General features: G+C 39.7%; 12 protein-coding genes. 8 read left to right on the top strand and 4 right to left on the bottom strand.

All coding sequences use genetic code 11. From position 1 onward, the window contains the following. Positions 1-4: 4 nt before the first annotated feature. Positions 5-1,204, bottom strand: a complete 1,200-nt coding sequence (gene chrA / locus QWZ01_RS06050) for a chromate efflux transporter (protein ID WP_290322389.1) — start codon at positions 1,202-1,204, stop codon at positions 5-7. Between the two features lie 91 nt (positions 1,205-1,295). After that, positions 1,296-1,637, bottom strand: a complete 342-nt coding sequence (locus QWZ01_RS06045; RefSeq protein WP_290322388.1) for a tetratricopeptide repeat protein — start codon at positions 1,635-1,637, stop codon at positions 1,296-1,298. A gap of 45 nt (positions 1,638-1,682) precedes the next feature. On the opposite strand from QWZ01_RS06045, the gene QWZ01_RS06040 reads away from it, so the two are divergent. The 4 genes from QWZ01_RS06040 (at position 1,683) to QWZ01_RS06025 (ending at position 5,573) form a co-directional block, all read left to right on the top strand. Next, positions 1,683-2,420, top strand: a complete 738-nt coding sequence (locus tag QWZ01_RS06040) for an electron transfer flavoprotein subunit beta/FixA family protein (RefSeq protein ID WP_290322387.1) — start codon at positions 1,683-1,685, stop codon at positions 2,418-2,420. Positions 2,421-2,454: 34 nt separating this feature from the next. Further along, entirely contained in the window at positions 2,455-3,432 is a 978-nt protein-coding gene (locus QWZ01_RS06035) for an electron transfer flavoprotein subunit alpha/FixB family protein (protein WP_290322386.1), read from the top strand. 26 nt (positions 3,433-3,458) lie between these two features. After that, positions 3,459-4,061, top strand: a complete 603-nt coding sequence (locus QWZ01_RS06030) for a bifunctional nuclease family protein (protein ID WP_290322385.1) — start codon at positions 3,459-3,461, stop codon at positions 4,059-4,061. A 252-nt stretch (positions 4,062-4,313) separates the two neighbouring features. After that, a complete protein-coding gene (locus tag QWZ01_RS06025; RefSeq protein WP_290322384.1) occupies positions 4,314-5,573 on the top strand; it encodes a nucleoside permease in 1,260 nt (419 codons plus the stop codon). A 70-nt stretch (positions 5,574-5,643) separates the two neighbouring features. On the opposite strand, the gene QWZ01_RS06020 is transcribed toward QWZ01_RS06025, so the two are convergent. After that, positions 5,644-6,375 carry a ThuA domain-containing protein gene (locus QWZ01_RS06020; protein ID WP_290322383.1) on the bottom strand — a complete coding sequence of 244 codons (732 nt, stop codon included), beginning with the start codon at positions 6,373-6,375 and terminating at the stop codon, positions 5,644-5,646. A 13-nt stretch (positions 6,376-6,388) separates the two neighbouring features. After that, entirely contained in the window at positions 6,389-8,098 is a 1,710-nt protein-coding gene (locus QWZ01_RS06015) for a GMC oxidoreductase (protein ID WP_290322382.1), read from the bottom strand. Between the two features lie 199 nt (positions 8,099-8,297). Between QWZ01_RS06015 and QWZ01_RS06010 the strand changes: the two genes are divergently transcribed. The 4 genes from QWZ01_RS06010 (at position 8,298) to QWZ01_RS05995 (ending at position 12,271) form a co-directional block, all read left to right on the top strand. After that, positions 8,298-9,119, top strand: coding sequence for an MOSC domain-containing protein (locus QWZ01_RS06010; RefSeq protein WP_290322381.1), 822 nt, complete (start codon positions 8,298-8,300; stop codon positions 9,117-9,119). 5 nt (positions 9,120-9,124) lie between these two features. Beyond that, positions 9,125-9,403, top strand: a complete 279-nt coding sequence (locus tag QWZ01_RS06005; protein ID WP_290322380.1) for an Rdx family protein — start codon at positions 9,125-9,127, stop codon at positions 9,401-9,403. Positions 9,404-9,499: 96 nt separating this feature from the next. Further along, on the top strand, positions 9,500-9,934 hold the full coding sequence (locus QWZ01_RS06000; protein WP_290322379.1) for an RrF2 family transcriptional regulator: 435 nt from the start codon (positions 9,500-9,502) through the stop codon (positions 9,932-9,934). A 246-nt stretch (positions 9,935-10,180) separates the two neighbouring features. After that, entirely contained in the window at positions 10,181-12,271 is a 2,091-nt protein-coding gene (locus tag QWZ01_RS05995) for a nitrite/sulfite reductase (protein WP_290322378.1), read from the top strand. Positions 12,272-12,288: the final 17 nt, after the last annotated feature.

The following is a 12,288-nucleotide window of genomic DNA, read 5'->3' as shown; positions in this document are numbered from 1 at the left end:
GGGGCTAAAAAAATATCCCCAACAAAACCCCGATGATGATGATGATCGGGGTTTTTATTTTGGTAAAATGCAGTAGCCCGAAAGTACCTACCATTAAAGCGTAGGCTATCCAGTTACCACCAAATGGTTTTACAAGCAAAATAAAAGCCGTGGCCATAAAACCTACTGCCACAGCGTTAATGCCGCTCAATGAGTTTTTGATACGGGTGATTTTTTTAAGATCTTCCCAAAATGGCACAATAAATAAGATCAATATCAAGCCGGGGGTGTTAACACCTATCACCGCTACAAGACTGCCAATTATCTGGCCACCAATACCAAAACCTTTATTACCTAAAGTGATCCCACCTAAAAAGGAGGTAAAAGAGAACGTAGGCCCAGGCAAAGCCTGCTGCAAAGCATATCCCGACAAAAACTCTGAATTACTGAGATAATGCTTAACCTCAACAAATTCTGTGTACATTAAGGGTACCATTACCTGTCCGCCACCAAATATCAATATGCCGTTACGGTAAAAATTCTCAAACAAACGTATGGGCAAACTAAAGGGTGATGTTTGATTTATGATAGCACCTAAGGCGGCAAAAAACAGTAAGATTCCAATAAAGTAAGCAACTTTATTAGGATTTACGTTGGAGTATAATTTAACACGCAGCTCATTTTCCTGTGGCTGGGTTTCCATCGCCGATGAAATAATGCCACCTAATAAAACCAACAATGGAAAAGCATATGCATTCTGTAAAATAAGCGTGGAAATAAGCGATCCGATAGCCAACATCATACTAACCCTGGTTTTTAAAAAACGACTGGCGAAAGTATAAGTAGCGTAAGCCACAATGCCCACAGCCATGGGTTGTATATAAGTGATCACATGGGCAAACTTGGCCTGATTTGCAAACATTTTATAACTTATGGCAGCCAGCCCCATGATGGCAGCCGAAGGCAGTATCCAAATTAAAAAGGTGATCAATGCTAATCGTAAGCCTCCAACTTTCCAGGCTATGCCAACCAAAGTTTGAGTTGATGAGGGACCTGGCAATACCTGTGAAAGCGCGTTAAGCTCCATCAGCTCTTCTTCGCTTATATAATTTCTTTTTTCAACAAACTCGCGCAGTAATACAGCTATATGTGCCTGCGGGCCGCCAAATGCTGTGAACGTATAAATAAAAACATCACGAAGAAATAGAAGATGGCGTTTTTTCATTAATTAGTTCATAGTTAATAATTCATTGTTCATAGTGATAAATAAATAGTTTAATGATGAATAAACTATGAACGGTTGACCATGAACTATATCAATAGTCATCATCGTCTTCTTCAATACCAACAGCTTGCCTGTAAACTGCTTGTAATTCTGAAAAAGCATGATTATCCCGCTTCTCCTTAGTCACTTTCATGCCGTTTTCATAGGTGGTAATGGCGTCCTGTTTGCGGTTCAGGGCTTCATATAACTTACCTAAATGATAATAAGTGCCTACATAACCGGGGTGGTTCGCAATTAAATCTTCATAATAATACAATGCCTTATCTACCTGATTTAGACGCAGATATTCGGTGGCGAGAGCGTATTTTAAAAACTCGTCATTCGGTTCATTCTTTATAAATTCTAATAGCTTATCCAATCTGCTCAACTCCATTTTAAACTCTACCTTTTTTAATTAAATTTGCAAAAACCTATTGATATGAAGATCCTGGTATGTGTAAGTAATGTTCCTGATACCACCACAAAAATAACCTTTACTGACAATAACACCCAATTTAATACAAACGGTGTTCAATTTATCCTAAACCCTTATGACGAAATCGCGCTTTCACGCGCTATCGAGCTTACTGACAATGGGAAAGGATCTGTAACTGTTATAAACGTTGGTGAAGTAACTACAGAGGCCACTATTCGTAAGGCCCTGGCTATTGGCGCAACTGATGCAGTGCGAATAAATGCTAAACCACATGATGCCTGGTATGTAGCTTACCAGATAGCCCAATATGCAAAAGCTAATCCGTTTGATTTGATTTTAACAGGTCGTGAATCGATAGATTACAATGGTTCGAAAGTAGCAGGTATGCTTGGCGAATTGTTGGATATACCTTCTGTATCTATTATTAAAAAATTGGATGCGGCAGACAGCGATGCAACAGTTGAACGCGAAATTGAAGGCGGTAAAGAGATCCTGACTATTCCCTACCCTTTTGTAGCAGGCACTGCCGAAGGTGTTGCCGAACCCAAAATACCAAATATGCGCGGCATCATGTCAGCTCGTACTAAACCGTTGGCAGTAGTTGAGCCTGTTGAGGTAAAAACATTTTCAGAAATAATAAGTTATGAAACACCTGCCCCGCGAGGACAAGTAAAACTGGTTGCAGCTGATGACACAGCGAAATTGGTTGAGCTGTTACACACCGAAGCTCGTGTTATATAATTAAACATAAATCCGATTCACGAAACAAACAAATATGTCAGTTTTAATATATACGGAAAATGCTGGCGGTAAATTCAAAAAGTCAATTTTTGAAGCTGTTACCTATGCCCGGGCCATTGCCGATCAAAACAACACTAACCTTGTAGCCATTTCCATTGGCGACGTTGACGCTGCCGAATTAGCCGCTTTAGGTAAATATGGGGCCGAAAAAGTACTTAACGTTTCGGGCGAAAAGCTTAAAAACTTTATTAATCAGGCCTATGCTTCCATCATTGCCGAAGCAGCTAAAAAGCAAGATGCCAACATAGTAGTGTTATCTAACACATTTTCCGGCCGCGGACTTGCCCCAAGATTAGGGGTAAAACTTGATGCTGGTGTTGCAGATGGCGCTGTGGCGTTGCCCGAACAAAACAATGGTAAGTTTACTGTTAAAAAAACTGCATTCTCTGGTAAAGCCTTTGCCATGGTTGAATTAACATCAACAAATAAAGTTATTGCCCTGGTACCTAACTCATATAAGGTTACCGAAACTGGTGGCACTGCACAAGTTGAAGATTTTACAGCCGAAACAAAAGAGTCAGACTTTAAGGCTATGATCAAAGAGATAGTGAGATCAACTGATAAAGTATCATTACCCGATGCCGAGATCGTTGTTTCGGGAGGAAGGGGGCTGAAAGGTCCGGAGAATTGGGGCATGATACAAGAACTGGCCGAATTGCTCGGGGCAGCTACAGCATGCTCCAAACCCGTTTCTGATGCCGGTTGGCGCCCGCATAGTGAACATGTTGGACAAACAGGTATTGCTGTTAGTCCAAATTTGTATATTGCAATAGGTATATCAGGCGCAATACAGCACCTGGCAGGTATAAGTTCATCAAAAGTTATTGTGGTGATCAATAAAGACCCAGAAGCTCCATTTTTTAAAGTTGCCGACTATGGTATTGTTGGTGATGCATTTGAAGTTGTGCCTAAATTAATAGCAGCCGTTAAAGAATATAAAGCTTCAGCATAAAATAATTAGGTGAGATGGGTAACAACATGAAAAAAATTAAGCTTGATATTGTAGGGCTATCTTACAGTCAGACACAATCAGGTGCTTATGCTTTAGTTTTGGGCGAGGTAAGCGGACGCCGCAGGCTCCCCATTATTATAGGTAGCTTTGAGGCGCAGGCAATTGCTATCGAAATAGAAAAAATGACTCCAAGTCGCCCGTTAACGCATGACTTATTCAAGAGTTTTGCTCAGGCATACCAGATAGAAGTACAGGAGATCATTATCTATAACCTGGTCGACGGCATATTTTACTCCAAGCTAATATGCAGTGATGGCAAAAGATCGGTAGAGATAGATGCCCGTACATCTGATGCCATTGCAGTGGCTGTAAGGTTTGACTGCCCTATTTTCACTTACGAGTTTATACTTTCAACTGCGGGTATTGTTATTGAAGGAAACGATTTTGTTTATCTTGAAAACATAAATGAAACAACCGAAGAAAAAACAGTTGGTACAGCTGTAGGAAGCGGTTTTTCATCATTAAGTATTGATGAACTTAAAACAAAACTTCAGGAAGCATTAGCCGAAGAATCATATGAAAAAGCGGCTAAGATTAGGGATGAATTGAATAAACGAAAAGCATCCTGACTATTATAATTTGAGGATTAAAAACTTCTCTCCACCTTATCCGAAGAGAAATCTGATATTATTTGTAAAGACGGCATTCTTAACAAGGCAAGATTTCTCTTTAATATTTTGAGGATATTGATTTTTAACAGATTTCATAACGTATTCAATTTTACCAAATTCTGTTTTTTAGAGCTTTAGGGTTTACATTTATTTCACTACTTTCCACCTTTAATTTAATACTGATCAAATTTATTTAAACAAGCCACTCATATGAATATTAAGTTCCGCTTAATACTGATGAATTTCATGCAATTTTTTATATGGGGAAGCTGGTTGCTCACTATCGCCGTATACTGGTTTCAGAATAAACATTGGTCGGGGGAGCACTTTGGAGCTATTTTTTCAACCATGGGCATCTCAGCAATCTTTATGCCTGCCCTTACAGGAATTATTGCCGACCGCTTTGTTAATGCCGAAAAGCTGTACGGTGTGATGCATATTTTAGGAGCAATGACCTTATTTTCGCTCCCAATGGTAACCAATCCATTTACCTTTTTCTGGGTGATGCTATTGAATATGGTTTTTTATATGCCAACTCTTTCATTATCCATAACCGTAGCTTATTCAGCTTTAAAAAACAGCAATAAGGACATTGTAAAAGACTATCCACCTATTCGTATATGGGGAACGATTGGTTTTATTGCGGCATTGTGGACCGTAAGTCTTACCCATAACGAAACCTCAGCCAATCAATTTTATATTGCATCTGCTATGGCCCTTGCATTGGGAGTTTATTCGTTCACATTACCCAAGGCGCCTCCCCTTTTGGGCAAAGTGGCTCATAAATCATTTGTTGAGCAGTTGGGTTTAAAGGCCTTTACTTTATTTAAAGTACCTAAGTTTGCTATATTTTTTGCCTTTTCACTATTGTTGGGAGCAGCCCTTCAGCTTACTAATGCTTATGGCGATACTTATATACATGATTTTGCCAATGTGCCGGCTTATAAAGATACAATAGCTGTAAAATATCCTGCTATCATCATGTCTATATCCCAAGTGTCTGAAACCTTGTTTATCCTGGCTATCCCATTCTTCCTGCGCAGGTTTGGTATCAAATATGTAATGCTATTTAGTATGCTGGCCTGGGTGTTACGATTTGGCTTATTTGCCTTTGGCGATCCTGCCAGTGGCCTTTGGATGATCATTTGCTCCTGCATTGTATATGGTATGGCCTTTGATTTCTTTAATATTTCGGGCTCCTTATTTGTGGAGACTCAGACTACTCCGGAGATAAGAGCCAGTGCACAGGGGCTTTTCATGATGATGGTAAACGGATTTGGCGCCTTTTTTGGAAGTATTGGTAGCGGATATATTATTGATAAGTTTTTCACCATGCCCGATCAAAGTAAAAACTGGCATGGCATCTGGCTTACGTTTGCAGCTTATGCATTGGTAATTGCGGTAATTTTCCCTTTTGTATTTAGATACAAACATAACGCCGCCCTTAAACATGCGATACAACACGCATAATTAATTAAAGATCTTAAAACAGAAAAGCCGGTTTTTACTGGCTTTTCTGTTTTAAGATTATAGAAGTCTTTTATTTCTTTTTACCAATAGCATATTGTATACCACCCAGCAGATGCTTTAAATACAGGGGATCGGTATATGATTCATCTGTGTGGCCAAGTTCGGTATAAAATGAACGACCGCCATCAAACTCGTGGTACCAGCTCATTGGATGATTATCTCCATTTTCTCCTCCAGTATAGCTTTTTTCATCTATCTTGATCAGTACATGCAGATCATCGGCTATCCATTTATAATTATACCATTCATCCCACCTTTTCCATGTTTCGGGTAAATGCTTTGTGGCAATAAAGCTACGATCAACCACATTGAGGGTAGCTTCCTGTTGCTTAGGATGGCTTTTGAAATAAGCGCCAACCAATTTACCGTACCATGGCCAGTCGTATTCTGTATCGGTAGCAGCGTGCACACCTACAAAACCACCGCCCGCTTTTACATATTGTTCAAATGCTGTTTGCTGAGCGTCGTTTAATACATCGCCGGTTGTACTTAAAAATACGACTGCAGCGTATTGTTTTAAATTATCGGCTGTAAACTTTTCGGAGTTGGTTGTAGTATCAACATCAAAACTATTTTCCTGTCCTAATTTTATGATAGCAGGCACTCCCACTGCTATGGATTTGTGATGAAATGCTGCCGTTTTACTAAAAACAAGTACTTTGGGCTTGGCCTTGGCCCAGGCTTGAACACCATATATGGCTGTCAAAAAACAAATTATTAATACAAGGCTTATTTTTTTCATAGTTAGATAGTTTTTATATGTTTCCTTTTTTCAATTCCTCTACAGCAAAATTCGCGGCACGAGCCGTTAGGGCCATATAAGTTAAAGATGGGTTTTGGCATGCCGATGAGGTCATGGCTGCGCCATCTGTACAAAATACATTCTTGGCATCCCATACCTGGTTATGGGCATTTAAAACAGACGTTTTAGGATCGCGGCCCATTCTTGCTGTACCCATTTCATGTATGCCATCACCTACGTTATGCCCTCTATCGTGTGTTTTTACATTTTTAACGCCTGCGCTTTCCAGCATTTCTTTAGCTTCTTTAATAATGTCTATCCGCATTTTCTTTTCGTTCTCCTTTATCTCGGCATCCATTGCTAAAATAGGTAATCCCCACTTATCCTTACGGTCTTTATCAAGGGTTATTTTATTTTCATGATAAGGTAATAGCTCACCAAAGCCACCTATACCCATCTGCCATCCACCAGGTTCAGTTATGGCGTCTTTATATTGTGCGCCTATATTTAACTCCGCGATCTCACGGCTCCAGCCAGTACGGCTTGCCGATCCCTGATAACCAAAACCACGCAGGTAATCGCGTTTATCACCAAACAAATTCGCAAACCTTACCACATAAATACCATTTGCCCTGCGACCATAGTAGTATTTATCCTCAAAGCCCTCAACGGTGCCTGATGCACCCAGGTTATAATGATGATCCATAATATTATGCCCCAGCTCGCCACTACTGCTGCCCAAGCCTCCGGGCCATATGTCGGTAGCTGAGTTCATGAGCACCCAGGCGCTATTTAACGCGGATGCATTTACAAAAACAATCTTAGCGTAATATTCATAGGTTTGATTAGTTTCGGCATCAAGTATTTCAACACCCTTTGCTTTTTGGGTATCCTTGTCGTAAAGTATTTTGGTTACTATAGAGTAAGGTCTGACTGTTAAATTACCCGTGGCCAAAGCAGCTGGTAAGGTTGATGATTGTGTACTAAAATAACCGCCAAAGGGGCATCCCTCCCAACACCTGTTCCTGAACTGACACTTTGTTCGACCTGGAATAGCAGCAGTTAAATTAGCCGAACGGCCAATGATCATATGCCTTGTATTGTTGTAATTCTTCTTTAGCCTTTCAGCAACGTCCTTTTCAACACAATTCATATCCATTGGGGGCAAATAATGGCCATCGGGCAATTGCTCTAAGCCTTCAAGAGATCCGCTTATGCCAGCAAATTTCTCTACATGATCATACCATGGTGCCAGATCTTTATAACGTATAGGCCAGTCAATAGCCCAGCCATCTTTTGCATTTGCTTCAAAATCATGATCGCTCCAACGGTAACTTTGCCTTCCCCATAAAATAGAGCGACCGCCTAATTGATATGATCGCCACCAATTAAATGGTTTAATTTCTGTATAAGGTGCATCCTGTTCATTTGTCCAGTAATCCATTATGGGCTCATAAGCTCCCCAACCACGAGATATTACTGGCCTAACTTTACGTTGTGCCTGCGAGGCGCTGCCGCGGTGCTCCATATCCCAGGGATTATTATTGGCTGTTTTGTAGTCTTTAATATGCTCAAAATTTCGACCCCGTTCAAGCATGATAGTTTTCAGACCTTTTTCGGTAAGTTCTTTGGCAGCCCATCCGCCGCTTATACCCGAACCAATAACTATCGCATCATAAGTATTATTAGCCTTAGCTTTGCCGTTTACATTGTTTAATGGCATAATTTAATAATATTAAAGGTTAATTTAAGGTTGGTTTCTTAATTGGATAAACAATAATATCAATTAAAATTAACTAAAGCAATGAAGACAGAGATAAAATTCAATCGATTGTGGAAACTTGTTATAAATTGATTTTTTATCCAGTTTCAGATATATAACATCATTTTTCTATTTTTATCCCTACGCATATATCATACCCATGCTTACAGTTAGTTCCCTGTATATTTATCCCATTAAGTCATTAGGTGGCATAGCGCTTAATAACGCCGTTGTTACAGACCGTGGTTTGAAACACGACCGACGTTGGATGCTGGTTGATGAACAAAATAACTTCTTAACGCAGAGAGAACATCCACAAATGGCTTTATTTAAAGTACAGGTTGAAATTGACGGTTTATTGGTTAGCCATCCTACAAATGGTTCTGTTATTGTACCTTTTAAACACAACAATCAAATTAAGCAGGAAATAGCTATTTGGGAAGATACTTGCACCGGAGTATTTGTAAGCTCAGAACTCGATACATGGTTTAGCAAAGCAATGAGTTTAAAGTGCCGACTTATTCATATGCCCGAGGAAACCCACCGGGAGGTTGATCAGCGATATGCGCAGCCAGGGATGATTACCTCTTTTTCGGATGCCTATCCGTTCCTGCTTATTGGGCAGGGTTCTCTTAATGATCTTAATAGCAGGCTTCCGGAATCATTACCCATGGACAGGTTCAGACCCAACATTGTTTTTACAGGAGGGCATCCTTTTGAAGAAGACCTGATGAACCATATTAAAATTGCCGGTATTGACTTTTATGGAGCTAAGCTATGTGCCCGCTGTGTGCTTACAACCATCAATCAACAAACTGCCGTAAAAGCAAAAGAGCCATTAAAAACTTTGGCTTCTTATCGGTTAAAGGATAAAAAAATCATGTTTGGGCAAAATCTGGTACATAAAGGTTCAGGTGTTATCTCTATTGGCGATACCTTAAATGTATTAAGTACTCATCAAGAAGAAAGATTTTTAGTATAAAATAAATGAAACCGACCATAACCATTGAATATTGCCCCAAATGTAATTGGATGCTGCGGGCAGCCTACATGGCACAAGAACTCCTCAACACTTTTACTGATGATATTCATGGTGTAATGTTACACCCCAGCGAAACAAGCGGCAAATATGCCATTAGCGTTGATGGTATGGTACTATTTGACCGTAAAGAGCAGAGCCGCTTCCCCGAAATAAAAGAATTAAAGCAATTAATACGTGACCAAGTGAACCCAGATAAAAGCCTTGGACACTCCGATAAGCGATAAATATGATAGTGTATTTGTAATCTATAGTATTACTCGATATTTTTAGTTATAATTAACAAAAATTCTTGTTTACCTTTGTTAGTTTTATTTTAGAAAATGCTATCCAAAAAAACTAAGTACGCTATTAAAGCATTGGTGATCCTGGGCAAGAACATTGATCAACCACCTATGCAAATTTCAAAAATTGCCGAGGCTGAACGCATTCCCAAAAAATTCCTTGAACAGATATTACTGGATTTACGTAATGCCGGTTTCCTATATAGCAAAAAGGGAGCAGGTGGCGGCTACAGTCTTAACCGCGATCCGAAAGAGATCTTCCTGGTAAGTATCATGCGTATAACTGATGGCCCTATTGCTATGGTACCTTGTGCCAGTCTTAACTTTTACCACAAGTGTGATGAATGCCACCAGGAAACAACCTGCGGCATAAGAGATGTGTTTGTTGATGTACGTGATGCTACTTTAAAAATACTAAGCGAAACCAGTATAGCTGATATCATTTCCAGGGAACAGTCGCTCATCCATCCCTAATTTTGCTGAAAAAAATCTCATCAAACTGTAAAAACCAGTTTTTTTTCACTTAAATTCTACCATTTCCCTATACTATATATATATTTGGTAAATGAATGTTTTTTACAGCGAAAATATTGAATACAAGATTGCCTTGTGTTACCGCGTGAAAGAGAATAAAACAAGGCTATAATTTTTGTATTAACCACATACGCCTCTTTAGCCTAAGCCGAAGAGGCTTTTTTATAACAAATAAAACTACACCATATGCAAAGCTTCAGAACGGAACTGGAGAACCCGATAATTGAAAAAGACATCATTGATCTTGAAAAAAAGATCAGAGCTTTTCGTGAAGGTAAAATACACGATGAAAAATTCAGAAGCTTACGCCTTGCCCGTGGAATTTACGGACAACGTCAGCCAGGTGTACAAATGGTGCGTATTAAATTACCATTTGGTAAAGTAACCTTCAAACAGCTTTTGCGCATTGCCGATATATCTGACGAGTATGGAAGTGGTAATTTACACTTAACTACCCGGCAAGATATTCAGATACACTATGTTAGCCTTGATCGTACTCCTGAACTTTGGGCCAAACTTGAGCAGGATGATATCACCCTACGCGAAGCTTGTGGTAACACAGTGAGGAATGTAACAGCCTCTCCTACCTCTGGCATAGATCCTCTGGAACCATTTGATGTATCTCCTTATGCTCATGCTACATTTGAGTATTTTTTACGTAATCCTATTTGCCAGGAAATGGGTCGTAAATTCAAGATCTCATTTTCATCAAGTGATGCAGATACTGCATTTTCTTACGTGCATGATATTGGTGTAATTCCTAAAATAAATAATAACAACGAACGTGGTTTTAAAGTGCTGTTAGGTGGAGGTCTTGGTGCCCAACCCATATTGGCCAGTATTGTAGAAGAGTTTTTACCAGAAGATAAACTAATACCATATATAGAAGCTATTATCAGGGTATTTGACCGTTATGGCGAGCGCACTAACCGTAATAAAGCCCGTTTAAAATATCTGATCCAAAAAATTGGACTTGAAGAGGTTTTACGTCTTGCTAAAATTGAACAAAAAGCAATTAAGGTTAAAAGCTACCCTATTAACCGCGATACCGTTCCCCTTCCGGCTATTCCTGAACAAACCACTTACGCTGAAGTTAATATAAGCAATCCTTTCAGGTACGAGCAATGGTTAGCCACCAATGTGTTTGAGCAAAAGCAAAAAGGGTATTTCGGTGTATATATTAAAGTGCCTGTAGGTGATATTTCAACAGGCACAGCCCGTGAGCTGGTTAAAGTTTTACAACCTTTGGTTGCTGACGAAATTCGTATTACGCAAAACCAAGGGCTATTATTAAAATTTGTCCGTAAAGAAGCATTGCCGGCTTTATATGAGGGTTTAGCTAAATTGGAACTTGCAGCTCCGGGTTTTGACAGTGTTGCCGATGTAACAACCTGCCCTGGAACTGATACCTGTAATTTGGGCATTTCTAACAGTATGACAATGGCCCGTGTATTGGAAGATTTGATATACAACGAGTATGAAGATTTTATTTATAACCGTGATATCAAGATAAAAATAAGCGGTTGTATGAACTCATGCGGTCAGCATGGTTTAGCTCATATCGGTTTTCATGGCAGTTCACTGAAAGCCGGTACAAAAGTGCTTCCGTCAGTACAGGTGATGTTGGGCGGCGGTACTGTTGGCCACGGTATTGGCCGCGCTGCCGACAGAGTCATTAAAGTGCCTTCAAAAAGAGCTACCGATGTTTTAAGAGCCTTGTTAGATGATTATAAAGAGTTTTCGATAGAAGAAGAAACATACCATGCCTATTATGACAGACAAGGAAAAGACTATTTTTATCGGTTACTAAAACCTCTTGCCGATTTGACCACCCTAACCGACGATGAATTTGTTGACTGGGGCCATCAGGAAACTTATGTAAGCGCTATTGGCGTTGGTGAGTGTGCTGGCGTAATAATTGACCTTGTTGCTACATTATTATATGAAGCGGAAGAAAAGTTAGGCTGGGCAAATCAATCGTTCGAGGCAGGTGCCTGGGCCGATGCAATTTATCATTCTTATAATACCCTGTTAAGCTCAGCAAAAGCATTACTGTTAGATAAGAGTATTAACACCAGCACACAAGCTGCGGTTATTCGTGAGTTTGATGCCAATTATGTAGAAAAGGGCGAATTTGATATTCAGGGCAGCTTTAATGACCTGGTTTTACAAATCAATCAGCATGAACCATCTGAAGAATTTGCTACTGCTTACTTGGCAGAGGCTACAGAGTTTTTAAACAAGAGTAAAACAAAGAGAGAGGCGCTGGTACAATAACTTGCCAATCAAATAAT

This window comes from Mucilaginibacter aquaedulcis, assembly GCF_030409325.1.
GTDB classification, from domain to species: domain Bacteria; phylum Bacteroidota; class Bacteroidia; order Sphingobacteriales; family Sphingobacteriaceae; genus Mucilaginibacter; species Mucilaginibacter aquaedulcis.
This window is presented reverse-complemented; position numbering and strand designations above follow the sequence as displayed.